This is a genomic window from Arthrobacter sp. Z4-13, assembly GCF_054792705.1.
This window is the reverse complement of the sequence record NZ_CP096459.1, coordinates 3,431,137-3,445,980: the sequence shown is the minus strand read 5'-3', so window position 1 is coordinate 3,445,980 and position 14,844 is coordinate 3,431,137. Positions and strand designations below refer to the sequence as shown.

Genomic DNA, 14,844 nt, shown 5'->3' with positions numbered 1-14,844 from the left:
GAACCCCTAGTAGACGGAGCCCTCGAGCAGTTCCGAAAGCCTCCCGGCGGCGCGGCGGAGTTCCGGCACTCCGGCTTTTAGCGTCGCTTCACTGGCTGCCTCAACAGGGCTGGTGAGCGAGATGGACTCACTGGGCCGTCCCAGCCTGTTTGGCACGGCGACGGCCACCGAGACAACTCCTGTGGCACGCTCGTCCGCTGAGTATGCGTAGTCAGCGGACGGCTCAGGCAGCCTGGAGCGCAGCGACTCGACCGTCAACGCGGCGCTCTCCTGGCCGCCTGCGATTGCCGCAGCCACCACCTGCTGGAGTTCGTCGTCGGACGCGGACGCGAGCAGGATCTTGCCCGCAGCCCCCAGCGTGAGGGGGAGCCGCTTACCGAGGGGCAGGTCATACCGGAGGGGAGCCTCGCCGTCGACCCGGGCCACAAGGATGCGCTCGAATCCGAGCCGCGTATAGAGCGACGCCGTAAGTCCGGTCTGTGAGGCCACCTGCTGAAGGACGGGGCGGGCGGAGACGACGAGCGGGTCATTCTCGAGAAAGCTGCGGGCGGCAGGCAGGACGGCCGGGCCGATCCGGTAGGACTTGTCCGTCTGGCTGACCATGCCGAAATCCTGAAGCACCCGCAGGATTCTCAGGGTAGTAGGCAGGCTCATCCCACAGGCCTTGGCAAGATAGCTGAGCCGCTGCGGCCGCTCGGCCCGCTGAAGTTCCGCGAAGACTTCCAGGGCCCTGGAGAGGGAGCGCATGTTGGAGGCCTTGGGGCCCTCCTCAGCCGGAGGTTCCGTTGTTGTCGTCATCGCCATTCTTCCATTCTATGTAAGTTTCTTGCGCTTGACAGTAGGTGTGTCTGCTGTCACCATTTCTCTGTACGCAATATAGTTTCATTCTGTGAAATAGAACATGGAGTGAAAGCCAGACATTGAGAAGGAATCCATGACAACGGAGTCAGTCACCGCCAAACCCGCGAGCCCTGCCCGGGTGGCACCCTCCGTGCTGGCCGGCATCGGCGCGTTCGCCGCCGTCGGCGTCTACGTCCTGGTCAGTTCGATTGGGCTCGGCCTGTGGACTTCGCTGGGACCTGGACCGGGCCTGTTCCCTTTCGCCATGGGCGCAGTACTTGCCGCGATGTCCGTCGTTTGGCTGCTCCAGGAGCTTCGCCGGCCCAGCGAAACGGCCGAGGGCGTTGACGGCGGACTGGTCATTGCCGTCGTCGTGAGCCTGGTGATCCTCGCGGCCGTGATGGACCTGCTCGGCTTCCAGCTGAGCATGTTCCTTTTCCTGATGTACCACCTGAAGCTGCGCGGCGGCAGGGCCTGGCCCTCCTCCCTGATCACCTCACTCGCCGGCAGCGTGGGCGCGTTCTACGCCTTCAACTACGGCCTCAACGTGGCACTGCCCGTCTCAGCCTTCCCCCTGCTGAACACGATCGGACTCTGAACGTGGATATCTTCAACGAACTTATGGGCGGCTTTGCGGCCGCCATGACCTGGCAGAACCTGCTCTTCGCCTTCCTCGGCTGCCTCCTGGGCACGATCATCGGCGTCCTGCCCGGCATCGGCCCGGTAGCGGGCGTCGCGCTGCTCATCCCCCTCACCCTGAACCTGGACGCCACCGGCGCCATCATCATGCTCTGCGCCATCTTCTACGGCACGGCCTACGGGGGAACCATCACCAGCGTCCTGCTGAACACTCCCGGTGAGGCTGCCTCGGCCATCACCACCATTGACGGCTACGCGATGACCAAAATCGGCAAGGCCGGAGCAGCACTGACCATCGCCGCCGTCGGGTCCTTTGTGGGCGGCACCATCGCTACCCTGGGCCTGGTGGCAGCCGCGAGGCCCCTCGGGGAACTCGGCCTGCTCGTCGGCCCGCCGGAATTCTTCGCCCTGATGGTCGTAGGCATATCGCTCCTTGTCGCGCTGGCCGGAAAATCCATGGTGAAGGCAGTCATCTCCGGCGCCCTGGGCCTGCTGATCGCCATGGTGGGAATCGACCCCGTAGCCGGGGCACCCCGGTTCACCTTCGGCATGGACCGGCTCCTGGACGGCGTCAGCTTCGTCGCGGTGATTGTCGGCGTCTTCGGCCTCTCGGAACTGCTGTCCTACCGCAAGGGCAGCACCACTCCCAGCGTGCATGCCCCCAACCTGCGTTCCCTGCTTCCCACCGGCAAGGAATGGCGACGCAGTGCCCCGGCCATGGCCCGCGGAACCGGCATTGGTTTTGGTCTGGGACTCATCCCGGGCATGACCGGCTCCGTGTCATCCCTGCTCGCCTACGGCGCCGAGAAGAAGTTCTCCCGCCACCGCAATGAACTCGGCAAGGGCGCCATCGAAGGCGTCGCCGGTCCCGAAACGGCCAACAACTCCCACGCCAATGCCGCCCTGATCCCGCTGTTCACACTGGGCATCCCGGCGTCACCCACCATCGCCGTGCTGATGGGAGCATTCCTCCAGCAGGGCCTCACCCCGGGGCCAACCCTCTTCACCGAACACTCCGAAATCGCCTGGGCCATCATCGCCAGCCTCTTCATCGGGAACCTGCTCCTGCTGGTCCTGAACGTACCGCTGGTGGGGCTGTGGACCTCCATCCTCCGGGTTCCCACCACCATCCTCACCGCCCTGATCCTGCTTTTTATGGTCATCGGCGCCTACACCATCAATTTCAGCGTCTTCGATGTCTTCGTGATGATCGGGTTCGGCCTCCTGGGCCTGGCCCTCCGGCACCTGGACATCCCGCTGGCGCCCATGGTGCTGACGCTGGTGCTCGGCCCCCTGATGGAACGCTCCCTGCGGGAATCCCTCGAAATCTCCCAGGGCGACTTCAGCATCTTTACCAGCCGTCCCTTTTCCGCGGTCCTGATCGGCCTTGGACTGCTGATCATCTTCAGCCCGCTCCTCAAGCTGCGCAAGCCAAAGGCGCTCAATGAAGACCCCGAAACCTAAACCACCCCGAGCTACCCCCAACACCCCCTTCAAAGGAGAAGAACAATGAAAACCCGTCCCCGTATCGCCGCCGCCCTCGCGGCTGCATCCCTGATCGCCCTGACCGGCTGCGGCGCCAACGCCGGAGCCACCAACGCCGCCGCCGACGACTTCCCCAGGAAGGGCAAGACGATCGAGCTGGTCGTGGCCTTCTCCTCGGGCGGCGCCGTCGACACCGCGGCCAGGCTCATCCAGCCGATCCTGGAAAAGGAACTCGGCACGAACGTTGAGGTCATCAACAAGCCCGGCGCCGGCGGCCAGATCGGCTACACCCAGCTGACCAGCGCGGCACCCGACGGCTACACCATCGGTGCCACCGGCTCGCCGTCCGTCGTCGTTTCGCCCCTGGACCCCTCCCGCGGCGCCAAATACACCCGTGACAGCTTCCAGCCCCTCGGCCGGCAGGTCATCGACCCCACCGTCATCGCCGTCCAGCCGGACAGCCCGTACCAGACGCTGAACGACCTCCTGGACGCTGCCAAGGCAAACCCGAAGTCCATGACCGCCAGCACCACAGGCCTGCAGACAGGTGAACACTTCGCGCTGGCACAGGTCCAGGAGACCACCGGCGCAGAGTTCGCCCCTGTCCACTTCTCCGAAGGTGCTTCGCAGGCAACCACAGCGTTCCTTGGCAAGCACGTTGACATCCTCGTGGCCAACGTCAGCGACGTGACCGACCTGACCAAGCAGGGCAAGGCCCGTGTCCTGGGCGTCATGACGTCGGAGCGGGCACCTTCGCTTCCGGACGTTCCCACGTTCAAGGAATCCGGCTACGAACTCGAAGCCGGCACCGCCCGCGGCTATTCGGCCCCCGCCGGCCTGCCGGAAGGCGTGGCGAAGAAGCTTGAGGCCGCCATCAAGACGGCCATCGAAGACCCGTCTGTAGTGCAGAAGATGAACGACCTTGGCCTGCAGACCAGCTACCTCCCCGGCGAAGACTACAAGCAGTTCTGGGCCGGCCAGGAAGAGGACTTCAAGAAGGCCCTCCCGCTGGTCCAGGAAACCAAGTAACCAACGCCCTCACCCGACGGAAGAACGCACCATGACAACGCCAGCTATTGAGACCACCGAAGCCGACTTTCCCCGCCCCGAGAAGGACCTGGTGGAACGGCTCGCCAAGCTTCCCGCCGCCAACATCGGTGACGCCATGGACCGGCTCGGCGTCGCAAATTCCGCTATCCAGGCCATCTGGCCCGGCGCCCTCCTGGCCGGCCCCGCCTTCACCGTATGGACGAGGCCCGGCGACAACCAGGGCATCCACAAGGCGCTTGAGTCCGCCCGGCCTGGAGACGTCATTGTTGTCGCCGGCGGCGGGGATGAGTCCCGCGCCCTGCTCGGCGAACTCATCGGCGAGCGTGCCATCAACCTCGGCATCGCGGGTTTCGCCCTGGACGGAGCAGCGCGCGACGCCGAAGCGCTGGCGGAGATCGGCATGCCCGTCTTCGCCCGGGCTACTACCCCCGCCGGTCCTTACAAGAACGGCCCGTTCCGTCTCGGAACGCCGCTCGCCTTCGGCGGCGTGCCCGTTCTGCCGGGCGATGTCATCATCGGTGACTCGGACGGCGTCGTGGTTATTCCCCGTGAACAGGCAGCCGCGGTAGCCGAAGCTGCGGAAGCAGTTTTTGCCGACGAGACCAACCGCAGGCAAGCCATCGTCGCAGCCCGCCACTAAGCAGTCCGCCACTAATACGAGAAAGACAGACGACATCATGACAGCGGTAACCATCATCGGTCTCGGCGAGGCCGGAGCCACCTACGCCGCGGCACTTACAGCCGCCGGCCACGAGGTCACCGGGTTTGATCCGGTTGCCCCGTCCACTCCTGCGGGCGTCACCCGTGCAGCAACTGCGTCCGAAGCCTGTACAGGGGCTGACATCGTTTTGGTACTGACAGGAGCTGCCGCAGCACGGAGCGTCGCCCAGGAATGCCTTCCGGTCCTGGAAGCAGGGAGCTGCTACGCCGATTTCACCTCGTCCTCGCCCGGCGTCATGCAGGAGCTCGGACGGCTGCCCGGCAAAGCCGACTTTGCCGACGTCGCCATCCTTGGTCCGGTTTCCGCGCTGGGGGAGAAGACGCCCCTCATGGTCAGCGGCCCCGGTGCCCAGGCAGTCGTGGATCTGCTTGGCCCGCTTGGTGTGGACGTTGAAATCGCGGAGGGCGAGCCCGGTGCAGCCATGGCCCACAAGCTCCTCCGCAGCGTCCTGATGAAGGGCCTGGCCTCAGTGGTGGTCGAAGCCGTCAACGCCGGTAAGGCAGCCGGACTCGAAGAGTGGATCCGTGCCCAGATCGCTCGCCAGTTGGCCGGGGACGGCCAGGCAGTCATCGACCGTTTCCTGACCGGTACAGTCAAGCATGCCCTCCGCCGCTCCAAGGAAATGCAGGACACTGCGAGTTACCTCTCCGACCTCGGAGTGCCTGCAGAAATGACCACTGCCTCCGCGGCCGCCCTCAGCCGCATGGCTGCGGAGACGGTACCGGCCTTGCGCTGACCCCGGTGTCGGGCACAATCATGAACAGGTATCAGTTGACTATCCCCACCACCAGCACGCCGCGGTCAGGAGCAGCAGCATGATCGGCATCTGGGCCCTTGGCGCTTACCTGGCCGTCATCCTGCTCTGGACGACAGTCATCAAGCGCAGCGTCGGGGAAGCCATGATCCTCGGTTTCCTGGTTGTGCTCCCCTTCACCGGTTCGGCAGCCGGCCAGATCGGCTGGACGGCGCTCTATTCGGCGATAACCGACGAAATCGTCTACGCAACCATGGCATTCGTTTTCATGGGATACCTGCTGGACAAAACCGGGGTGCTCGACAAGCTGATCGACCTGCTGAACTCCCTCATCGGGGGAGTCAAGGGGGGACCGGCCTGGGTATCCACCGTGGCATCGGCAGGCCTGGGAGGAGTAGTCCACAACCAGGCCGCCATCGCCGCCACGGTAGGTTCCGTCACCATTCCCTGGATGGAAAAATCCAAGCTGGACAAGCCCGCGGCGGCCACGCTCGTGGCGGGCAACGCCGGCATGGGTATCACGTTCCCGTTCAGCGCGTCCATGTTCGTTCTCGTCGGGTCTGCCACGGTGGGGCCGTTGCTGGACATCAACGCGCTCGTCCTGCCGCTGCTGTTCGGCGGTCTCTGGTGCTTCCTGCACCGGCTGATCGTCACCTGGCTGCTGATCCGCAAAAGCGGGATGACGCCGCTTGATGCCGCCCACCGGCTTTCTGTCGGTTCAGCGTTCAGCCGTGGCTGGGCAACCTTGCTCCTGTTCGTCGTGGTGGCCATTCCGCTGGTCATCACTTCGGGCGCGATCGCTGAAGCCCTGTCGGACTGGACCGGCGGAGATGTCACCAAGGCAGTGAGCGTCATCGTCTGGATCCCGGTGGTCCTCATCATCACCGGTTTTCTGCTGGGCAGGAAGAAACTTCCCCGTAAAGGACGTGCATGGTGGGCCTTGCTGCAGGATTCCGCACCACGGTTCGCAATTGTCGGCGTGACGGTTGTGTTCGCTTTCGCCGGGGCGAACGCCCTCGCCGCGACCGGACTGCCGAAGCAAATGACGGAACTGCTGAACGGGCTGAACCTGCCCCTGTGGCTCCTGGCGATCCTGATTGGGCTGATCATCATCGCCGTCGCAGCACCGCTCTCCGCGACGGCGACGATGGCGGCCGTCGGGACTGTCGGCGTCGCAACCCTGGTCGCGGCGGGGGTGCCGGCAACCACCGCAGCCGTTGCCGTCCTGGTTTTCTCCTCCTGTGAGGCGGCGGTTCCGCCGGGAGGTGCTCCGTTGTACGTAGCGTGCGGGATCGCTGACGTGGACCCCATCAAGACCTTCGCCCGGCTGCTGACCCACTACGCCCTGCCGCTGCTCGGCATCGGCGTGCTGATCATCCTTGGCGCCCTGCCGATCTAAAGGAACACCACATGCATAAGATCCGACGGGCAGTTGAAGTCCTCTTCGTCCTGACCCTGGCAGCGCTGCTCCTTGGCGGAGCCGTGTTCGTGACAGGTCAGGCCGTTGCACTGATCGCCGGCCAGGGCGCATGGCTGACGCTGCTGAACGAGACCATCAAGACGCCAATGTGTATCGCCGCCTCCGTCTGCGCCATCGCCGGGTTCCTCCTCAGCTACAAACGCCACCAGAACCAGGAACAGCCGCAAAAAGCAGGGGCACGATGACCTCCCTTGCCGGCAACTATCCTTCATTCGCGGACCTGCTGCGGCGGGAGGGCGTGTTGGCGGGTACCTCCTGGGGATTGTTCCCGGAGCCAACGCGCGGAACGCCGTCGTTCATCACACCGGGCGCAATACTGGAGGCGCGGAACTGCATCCGAACCGGAACCGCATTTGGCCTCGACTATCCGGCAGACGCCTTCGACCCCGGAATGTCCCTCAAGCGCGGCGCTCCCCGGCACACCATCTACTCCTCCCACCCTGCACACCGGGACGACTACCTTGACGGTTACTACCTTCAGGGATCAACCCAGATTGACGGACTGCGGCACCGCCGGGCCGACGACGTCGGCTTCTACAACAGCACCCCCGATGACCGCATCCGCGAAGGTACGCCGGATCTCGGCATCCAGGAATGGGCGGACAGCCCCATCGTCGGCAGGGGAGTGGTGGTGGATCTTGAGGGATACCGCAATGGCCAGGGCCAACCCATCGACCATGCCGCGGGTGAGCCCTTGGGCCTCGACCTGATCGAGGCGGCACTCAAGAAGCAGTCCGTCAGCCTCCTGGCGGGGGACATTCTGATGCTCCACACCGGTTGGTGCGAATGGTTCCTGGCCCTGCCACCGGACGGAAAACAACGGACGCGGGACAGCCGCCGGGCCACGGGTATTGCCCAGTCCGAAGATTTCGTCGCCTGGGCCTGGGACCGCCAACTGTCCCTCCTTGCCGCGGACAATTTCGCGCTCGAATGCCTGCCGGCCGTGCCAGGCAGCCCCTACCGGAACTCGGCGCCGAACGACCACGGAATGATGCACCAGCAACTCCTCGCCAAACTCGGCATGCCCCTTGGCGAACTATGGCGGCTCGGCCCACTCGCCCGGCACATGCGAAGCACCGGCAATTGGGACGCCTTCCTCAGCATCAAACCGCTCAACATTACGGGCGGAACGGGCTCGCCCGCGAACGCCATCGCGTTGACCTGATCCGGCGCTGGTGAGCTGATCATCGCGGGCTGGCCCCGGCATCCCGCCGCCACCTAAGGCGGCGGTTCAAGGGAATTCCGAAGGTCTGGACCCCGGTCGCGGCCGGATTTATGGTGAAAAGGTGGCGGCTGCCTGACTGGCAGGATGGCCAGTGCTGCCGGTCCGCTGTTGCGGCCGTCCGTCACGAGGAGGAAGCAGATGGAACACGTTGAAGAGACCGTTGACGTCGCAGTTCCGGTGCGGACCGCGTACAACCAGTGGACCCAGTTCGAGTCCTTTCCGCAGTTTATGTCCGGCGTGGAGTCCGTAACCCAGTTGACTGACACCACCAACCACTGGGTTACCAAGGTGGGTGGTGTTCAGCGGGAATTCGATACCGAGATCGTTGACCAGGAGCCGGACGACCGGATCGCCTGGCGCAGCACCGACGGCAAGTCCCATGCCGGCATCATCAGGTTCACGCCGCTGGATGCCAATCACACGAAGGTCAAAGTCCATTTCGAATGGGCGCCGGAAAACGTCACTGAAAAGGCAGGCGCGGCACTGAAGATCGATGAGATGCAGGTAAAGGCCGACATGCGGAAGTTCAAGGACTTCATCGAATCACGCGGTAGCGAAACCGGCGGGTGGCGTGGCGAAGTCAAGGACAGCGGCCCGACTGGGCAGTTCTAGAAGTGACAGTGGGATCAGCTGAGGAATCAACGTCTCAAAAGCAGAAAGCGGACGACGGCGGGTGCCTCCCGCCGTCGTCCTTTTTGCCCCACGTGCGGCGTCGTTCACCATCCCCACTTCCGCCGGGTCGCCTGATCGGCGCATCGGGATGCCCTGTCACGTCCGGTTGACCTTTCGGTTACCACCACCCTCCGACGTTCTCCCTACAACCTGGCCGGCAAAAAGAATATCTTGCATTCTGAGCTGCATCCCATAATATGGGTTTAGCGATGTGGCCTTCCTCACGATGCCCATCTGTTCCCAAGCCTTCAATGTGGAAGGCCTAACGATCGGATTCCCCCTCATGTCAGACATAGCCGTCCTTATCAACACGGCCGTGGCAGTCCTTGCCGCCGTCGTGCTGATCGTCCGTTTCAGGGTCAACCCCGTCATCGCCCTGGTGATCGGCTCCGTGTACCTGGGCCTCGCCGTTGGCCTGGGCGTAGAAAAGACCGTTGAAACCATCACCAGCGGGTTCGGTGAAATCATGGTGGAAGTGGGTCTGCTTATCGCCTTCGGCGTGCTGATGGGCTCCATCCTCAACCAGAGCGGGGCCATCCGCCGCCTGGTGGAGCTGCTGCTGAATACCTTCGGCCCGAAGCGCCTGCCGTACACCATGGGCCTCGCCATCGGAACAGTCCTTCAATCCATTTTCCTGGACGTCCTGCTCGTTATCTCCGCGCCCTTGGCCCGCAAGCTGGCGCCGAAGATCGGCAAACTCGGCACCGCGCGGATGGCAACGGCCATGGCCATCGCCCTTGAATGCGGCATTGTGTTCATGGTTCCGGGCGTCGCATCCCTCGCCCTGGCCGGCCTCCTGAACGTGCCCTTGGGCAAAATGCTGCTTTTCGGCCTCCTGCTGGTAATCCCCACCATCATCATCTCCATCGCGATCATGACCTTCCTCTTCCGCCGCGGCTTTTGGAATGAAGAGAAGGACGAGGACCACACCTTTGTGGCAGAAGAAGACCGTGAAGGCGAAGACGACGAGGAAGCTGCATCGGCCGCAGGCGAATCAACCAGCGCACCGCAACGGAACTCGGGCAAGGAAGGCGCGGACCTGCAGCACAGCACCGTTGCGCTGGCTAAGCGGGGCAAGAAGGAATTCCCGCTGTTGCTCCTCTTCGCCCCGCTCCTGACGTCGCTGCTCCTGATCGGAGCGGGCGCCATCCTGCAGATCCTCGAAATCGACCTGCCCTGGCTCCAGCTTCTGGGTGAACCCGTCATTGCCCTGCTCATCGGCCTGATCGGCACCTGCCTCGTCACCCGCTCAGCCATCGGCCAGTCCCGCGTTGAAGAAGCGATCACCATCGGCTTCAAGGAAAGCGGGCAGATCCTGATCCTCACCGGCGTCGGCGGATCCCTCGCCGCAACCGTCGCTGCAGCAGGCCTCGGGGACATCCTGGGCGGGTTCTTCTCCGCCAGCACGGTTGCCCCGCTCCTGGTGGTCTGGGCCATTGCCGCCGTACTTCACATCGCCGTCGGCTCCGTCACCCTTTCTGCCATCACCGCAGCCGGACTGCTGGCACCGATCGCTCCTGCCATCGGGCTGGACCCCGTGCTCCTGGCATTGGCCGCCGGCGCAGGATCCCTGTTTATGGTTCACGTCACCAGCAACACCTTCTGGCTCCTGCAGTCGCTGCTGGGGCAGAGCGTGCGGGGCGCACTGAAATCGGTGACCGTCGGCGTCTCGGTGGCCTCCGTCGTCGCAATTCTCCTGATCATGCCCATGAGCCTGCTGTTCTGACCTATCCAGCACCTCCGTTCAGACACGCGCCAAACGAAAGAAGCACCCCATGACACAGACACGCATCGCGCCCCTCGAGGGAGTACGCGTCCTTGAGCTCGGCAACTACATTGCTGCCCCCACCGCAGGCAGGCTGCTTGCCGATTTCGGCGCCGAAGTCATCAAGGTTGAACGCCCCGGGACCGGCGACGAGCTGCGTAACTGGCGTCTCCACAAAGGCGACACCTCCATGCTGTACCGGACCATCAACCGCAACAAGAAGTCAGTGGTGCTGGACCTCCGGACCGAGGCCGGCAAGCAAGCCGTCCTCGCACTTGCCGCCAAGTCGGACATCCTGCTCGAAAACTTCAGGCCCGGCACATTGGAACGGTGGGGCCTGGGCCCCGACGTCCTCAACCAGGCCAACCCGAATCTCATCATCACCCGCATCTCCGCCTTCGGGCAGACGGGCCCCCTGTCCGAGCGGCCGGGTTTCGCCGCCGTCGCCGAAGCCTACGGCGGGTTCCGCAACCTCGTGGGCGACCCGGACCGCGCACCCGTCCGGGTGGGCGTCTCCATCGGAGACTCGATCGCGGGCCTGTACGCCGCCTTCGGCTCCATGATGAGCCTCTACCAAAGGGAAGCACGACGGCGGGACTCGGCCGGCGCTGCACCGCTCACCGAGCGCATTATCGACGTCGCCCTGAACGAGGCCATGTTCTCCATGATGGAATCCCTGATTCCCGACTACCAGGCTTACGGCGTGGACCGCCAGCGAGTGGGGGGCCGAATGGAAGGGATCGCGCCCTCCAACGCCTATGTCTGCAAGGACGGCGCCAGCATAGTGGTGGCCGGTAACGGAGACTCGATTTACCAGCGGTACATGGACACCATCGGCAGGCCTGACCTGGCAGCCGATCCGGCCCTGCAGACCAACGCCGGCCGCTGGGAACGGCGTGAAGAGCTCGACCAGGCCATTGGAAAGTGGACGGCAGGGCTGGACGCCGGCGATGCCCTGGCAGCCCTGGACGCCGCCGGTGTTCCGGCCGGTCCCATCTACACGGCCGCGGACATCAGCACCGACAGCCAGTACGAAGCCCGCAACATGATCCAGAAGTTCGACGTTTCCACCGGCGACGAGATTCTGTCTGACGTGGGATTCCCCGGCATTGTCCCCGTGATCGGCGACCAGTCGCTGCCCATCCGGAACCTCGGACCGGACCTGGGCGAAAACACCGAAGAAATCCTCAGCGGGCTCCTCAGCATGGACCCCGCAGATATCAGTGCGGCCTCCGGCCGCGAGGAGGCACTCCAGCCATGAACACCCATCAGAGCCCTCTCGCCACAACGCTTGGCAACACGATCCTCCGCGACGTGACCCTGAGGGACGGACTCCAGCTCACCGGAAAACTCCTCTCCACGGAGCGAAAAGTCGAAACAGTCCGGGAGCTGCTGCGCCTGGGCGTGCCCTCGATCGAACTCGGATCGATGGCCCGCGCGGACCTGGTCCCCACCATGGCGAACACACTGGAAGTTGTTCAGGCCCTGACACCCGAGGAACTGGAAAAGTGCTGGATCTGGGTGGCCACCCCGGGCCACGTCGCCAAGGCCTCAGCGGCCGGAGCGCGGAACTTCCAGTACTGCCTCTCGGCATCGGACTCGCACAACAAAGCGAACATCGGCCGCACCACCGAAGAAAGCCTCGCGGCCCTGCCGCAGGCGATCGAGTACACCAAGGCCGTCAACGGCCAGATCCAGCTCTGCATCGCCACGTCCTTCACCTGCCCGTTCGAAGGATACGTTCCGGAGGAACGGATCCTGTCCATCGCCAACGATCCGCGCGCCGAAGGCACCGCGGACATCGTCATCTGCGACACCCTGGGCCAAGCCATCCCGGCCCAGGTCTCCGGGCTGATCGCACGGGTCCGGGAGGAGTCTCCCGCCCGGAGGATCGTCTATCACGGCCATGACACGTGGGGCCTGGGAGTAGCCAACACCCTCGCCGCGATCCAGGCCGGCGCCGCAATGGTGGACGGCGCACTCGGCGGGCTGGGCGGCTGCCCCTTCGCCCCCGGCGCCAGCGGCAACACCTCCAGCGAGGACATCCTCTTCGCCACCCGGCCCGAATGGCTCACCACGGAAAAGTTCGCGAACCTGGTTGTCCTGTCCGAGAAACTGCTCGCCGAGCTGGGCGAACCCAACCGCTCCAAAGCGGCGCAGGGAGCCCGGTCCCGCGCGGAAGCCTTCGAATGGGTCCTTCCCGCAGATTCCGCCGCCCCTGCACCCTGCTCCACTGGAGGGAACTGACTATGGGCAACCATTTCCTGGTCACCACGGCCATCCCGGAACCGGGGATGCAATTGCTTTCCGACGCCGGGCATGTCACCGTCCTGCCGGAACCTCCTGACTACGACACCTTGGCGGGCCTGTGCGCCTCAGGTGATTTCGACGTCGTTCTCACCCAGTTGCGCGACGTCATTGACGCACCGCTCCTCGCCGACGCCCGGGTCAAGGGCATCTCCAACTACGCCGTCGGCTACAACAACATCGACGTGGACGCCGCCACCCGGCACGGGATCCTGGTGGGAAATACGCCGGGAGTCCTGACGGACGCGACGGCGGACATCGCCATGCTGCTCATCCTCGGCACCGCCCGGCGCGTGGTGGAGGCCGACCGGCTGGTCCGCGACGGCCACTTCCTCGGGTGGGAACCGGAACTTCTGCTGGGCCGGGACGTCTCCGGCGCCGTGCTGGGCCTGGCCGGGTTCGGAAGGATTGCCCGTGCAACGGCCAGCCGTGCCCTTGGGTTTGGGATGGAGGTCATCTTCTCGCCGCGGCCGCCGGGCGACCGTCCTGTCAGCGATGAGGAACTCGGTGAGTTCGCCGGCAAGGTCCGGCAGGTTCCTTGGGCTGGACTCGTGGAGCAGAGTGATTTCCTGTCCCTCCACGTCCCGCTGAACGACCAGACCCTGCATCTGGTGGACGCGGATGTTCTGGCGCGGATGAAGCCGGACTCCATCCTCATCAACACTGCCCGCGGGCCGGTGGTGGATGAGCCCGCCCTCGTGGCGGCCCTGCGCGCCGGGGTTATTGCCGGTGCCGGGCTGGACGTGTTCGAGGACGAGCCGCAGCTCGCGCCCGGGCTGGCGGAACTGCCCAACACGGTGCTGCTGCCGCACGTCGGCAGTGCCACCGTGCGGGTCCGAAGCGAAATGGCACGGCTCAGCGCATTGAACGCCATCGCCATCGCCGAGGGCAGGCCGCCGCTCCACCCGGTCAACCAGCCCGTCCCGGCATGACTATTCTTGTAGCCCCGGACAGTTTCAAAGGGACCTACTCCGCGGCCGAGGTGACTGCTGCCATTGCCGCAGGCATCGAGGAGGGCGGTGGGCTGGCTGCCCAACTGCCCGTCGCTGACGGCGGAGAGGGAACCTTCGACGCGTTGTGCCGCAGCCTGCGGGCGTCACCGGTGACTGCTGACGTCGTAAATTCCTGGGGTGAGCCGCTCCAGGGTGTGCTGGGGCTGGCCGCCGACGGTACCGCCGTCGTCGAGGTTGCCCAAGCCAGTGGCCTTACCGCTGGGCGGAACAGCCCAGGGGACGCCCTGTCAGCCAGCACGTACGGCACCGGCCTGCTTATTGCAGCGGCTGTTAGTCACGGCGCCACCCACATCCTCGTGGCAGCGGGCGGTTCCGCAACAACCGACGGCGGTGCCGGCGCAGTGCGGGCCATCACCGACAAGGGTGGCCTTCAGGGTGCCCGGATCACTGTCCTGTCAGACGTCACCACCAGCTTCCTGGAGGCTGCCCGTGTCTTCGGCCCGCAGAAAGGCGCAGATCCTGCGACGGTGGAACTGCTGGAAGAACGTCTGACCCAGCTCTCCAGCTCGTATCCCCGCAACCCTGCCGGAGTGCCCCGTACCGGTGCGGCCGGCGGCTTGTCCGGCGGATTGTGGGCGCACTTCGGGGCGGAGCTTCTGTCCGGGGCGGATGTCGTTCTGGACGCGGGCGACTTTGACGGGTTCCTGCAGGCGGCCACGGCCGTGGTGGTGGGCGAGGGGCGGCTGGATTCACAGACCGGCGAGGGGAAAATCATCTCGGCGATCCTGGAACGGGTGCGGAATTCCGGCCGGAACATTCCTGTAGTGGCCGTTGTGGGATCCGTAGCCGAGGATCTGGGAAACTACGCGGCGAACTTCGAGGATATCCATATCGCTACGGATGCTGCAGCGATGCACGCGGCCGGAAAGGCCATCGCCACGCGGTAGCTCTCT

General features: G+C 64.9%; 15 protein-coding genes. 14 read left to right on the top strand and 1 reads right to left on the bottom strand.

Features of this window, described 5'->3' with window-relative positions; genetic code table 11:
* Window positions 1–6: 6 nt before the first annotated feature.
* A complete protein-coding gene (locus tag M1E07_RS17725) occupies window positions 7–798 on the bottom strand; it encodes an IclR family transcriptional regulator (protein WP_461187936.1) in 792 nt (263 codons plus the stop codon).
* Between the two features lie 136 nt (window positions 799–934).
* Here M1E07_RS17725 and M1E07_RS17720 point away from each other — a divergent pair, with 136 nt between their 5' ends.
* The 14 genes from M1E07_RS17720 to M1E07_RS17655 all read left to right on the top strand — a co-directional run bounded on the left by M1E07_RS17720 (window position 935) and on the right by M1E07_RS17655 (window position 14,838).
* Window positions 935–1,438 (top strand): tripartite tricarboxylate transporter TctB family protein, encoded by a 504-nt coding sequence (locus tag M1E07_RS17720; RefSeq protein WP_461187935.1) that lies wholly within the window; start codon window positions 935–937, stop codon window positions 1,436–1,438.
* A gap of 2 nt (window positions 1,439–1,440) precedes the next feature.
* Window positions 1,441–2,943, top strand: a complete 1,503-nt coding sequence (locus tag M1E07_RS17715; RefSeq protein WP_461187934.1) for a tripartite tricarboxylate transporter permease — start codon at window positions 1,441–1,443, stop codon at window positions 2,941–2,943.
* A gap of 45 nt (window positions 2,944–2,988) precedes the next feature.
* Entirely contained in the window at window positions 2,989–3,993 is a 1,005-nt protein-coding gene (locus tag M1E07_RS17710; protein ID WP_461187933.1) for a tripartite tricarboxylate transporter substrate binding protein, read from the top strand.
* A gap of 31 nt (window positions 3,994–4,024) precedes the next feature.
* A complete protein-coding gene (locus M1E07_RS17705) occupies window positions 4,025–4,654 on the top strand; it encodes an RraA family protein (RefSeq protein WP_461187932.1) in 630 nt (209 codons plus the stop codon).
* 37 nt (window positions 4,655–4,691) lie between these two features.
* Entirely contained in the window at window positions 4,692–5,471 is a 780-nt protein-coding gene (locus M1E07_RS17700; protein ID WP_461187931.1) for a DUF1932 domain-containing protein, read from the top strand.
* A 79-nt stretch (window positions 5,472–5,550) separates the two neighbouring features.
* Window positions 5,551–6,888 (top strand): TRAP transporter large permease subunit, encoded by a 1,338-nt coding sequence (locus M1E07_RS17695; RefSeq protein ID WP_461187930.1) that lies wholly within the window; start codon window positions 5,551–5,553, stop codon window positions 6,886–6,888.
* A gap of 11 nt (window positions 6,889–6,899) precedes the next feature.
* The gene (locus tag M1E07_RS17690; protein WP_461187929.1) at window positions 6,900–7,154 is read left to right on the top strand and encodes a hypothetical protein; all 255 of its coding nucleotides are present in this window, start codon (window positions 6,900–6,902) and stop codon (window positions 7,152–7,154) included.
* Window positions 7,151–8,134, top strand: a complete 984-nt coding sequence (locus M1E07_RS17685; protein WP_461187928.1) for a cyclase family protein — start codon at window positions 7,151–7,153, stop codon at window positions 8,132–8,134. Before M1E07_RS17690 ends, M1E07_RS17685 begins: the two co-directional genes overlap by 4 nt.
* A 198-nt stretch (window positions 8,135–8,332) precedes the next feature.
* Window positions 8,333–8,806: an SRPBCC family protein gene (locus M1E07_RS17680; protein WP_461187927.1), complete on the top strand. Its 474-nt coding sequence runs from the start codon at window positions 8,333–8,335 to the stop codon at window positions 8,804–8,806.
* Window positions 8,807–9,149: 343 nt separating this feature from the next.
* The gene (locus tag M1E07_RS17675; protein WP_461187926.1) at window positions 9,150–10,592 is read left to right on the top strand and encodes a GntP family permease; all 1,443 of its coding nucleotides are present in this window, start codon (window positions 9,150–9,152) and stop codon (window positions 10,590–10,592) included.
* A gap of 49 nt (window positions 10,593–10,641) precedes the next feature.
* A complete protein-coding gene (locus tag M1E07_RS17670; RefSeq protein WP_461187925.1) occupies window positions 10,642–11,892 on the top strand; it encodes a CaiB/BaiF CoA transferase family protein in 1,251 nt (416 codons plus the stop codon).
* Window positions 11,889–12,878, top strand: a complete 990-nt coding sequence (locus M1E07_RS17665; protein ID WP_461187924.1) for a beta/alpha barrel domain-containing protein — start codon at window positions 11,889–11,891, stop codon at window positions 12,876–12,878. Before M1E07_RS17670 ends, M1E07_RS17665 begins: the two co-directional genes overlap by 4 nt.
* Before the next feature lie 2 nt (window positions 12,879–12,880).
* A complete protein-coding gene (locus M1E07_RS17660; protein ID WP_461187923.1) occupies window positions 12,881–13,870 on the top strand; it encodes a 2-hydroxyacid dehydrogenase in 990 nt (329 codons plus the stop codon).
* On the top strand, window positions 13,867–14,838 hold the full coding sequence (locus tag M1E07_RS17655) for a glycerate kinase (protein WP_461187922.1): 972 nt from the start codon (window positions 13,867–13,869) through the stop codon (window positions 14,836–14,838). The genes M1E07_RS17660 and M1E07_RS17655 overlap by 4 nt, the downstream gene beginning before the upstream one ends.
* Window positions 14,839–14,844: the final 6 nt, after the last annotated feature.

Excerpts from the sequence above, each read along its gene's own strand:
- M1E07_RS17675 (WP_461187926.1), top strand. The coding sequence starts at position 9,150 with ATGTCAGACATAGCCGTCCTTATCAACACGGCCGTGGCAGTCCTTGCC.
- M1E07_RS17705 (WP_461187932.1), top strand. The coding sequence starts at position 4,025 with ATGACAACGCCAGCTATTGAGACCACCGAAGCCGACTTTCCCCGCCCC.
- M1E07_RS17665 (WP_461187924.1), top strand. The coding sequence starts at position 11,889 with ATGAACACCCATCAGAGCCCTCTCGCCACAACGCTTGGCAACACGATC.
- M1E07_RS17680 (WP_461187927.1), top strand. The coding sequence starts at position 8,333 with ATGGAACACGTTGAAGAGACCGTTGACGTCGCAGTTCCGGTGCGGACC.
- M1E07_RS17725 (WP_461187936.1), bottom strand. The coding sequence starts at position 798 with ATGACGACAACAACGGAACCTCCGGCTGAGGAGGGCCCCAAGGCCTCC.
- M1E07_RS17670 (WP_461187925.1), top strand. The coding sequence starts at position 10,642 with ATGACACAGACACGCATCGCGCCCCTCGAGGGAGTACGCGTCCTTGAG.
- M1E07_RS17660 (WP_461187923.1), top strand. The coding sequence starts at position 12,881 with ATGGGCAACCATTTCCTGGTCACCACGGCCATCCCGGAACCGGGGATG.
- M1E07_RS17690 (WP_461187929.1), top strand. The coding sequence starts at position 6,900 with ATGCATAAGATCCGACGGGCAGTTGAAGTCCTCTTCGTCCTGACCCTG.
- M1E07_RS17710 (WP_461187933.1), top strand. The coding sequence starts at position 2,989 with ATGAAAACCCGTCCCCGTATCGCCGCCGCCCTCGCGGCTGCATCCCTG.
- M1E07_RS17655 (WP_461187922.1), top strand. The coding sequence starts at position 13,867 with ATGACTATTCTTGTAGCCCCGGACAGTTTCAAAGGGACCTACTCCGCG.
- M1E07_RS17695 (WP_461187930.1), top strand. The coding sequence starts at position 5,551 with ATGATCGGCATCTGGGCCCTTGGCGCTTACCTGGCCGTCATCCTGCTC.
- M1E07_RS17720 (WP_461187935.1), top strand. The coding sequence starts at position 935 with ATGACAACGGAGTCAGTCACCGCCAAACCCGCGAGCCCTGCCCGGGTG.
- M1E07_RS17685 (WP_461187928.1), top strand. The coding sequence starts at position 7,151 with ATGACCTCCCTTGCCGGCAACTATCCTTCATTCGCGGACCTGCTGCGG.
- M1E07_RS17700 (WP_461187931.1), top strand. The coding sequence starts at position 4,692 with ATGACAGCGGTAACCATCATCGGTCTCGGCGAGGCCGGAGCCACCTAC.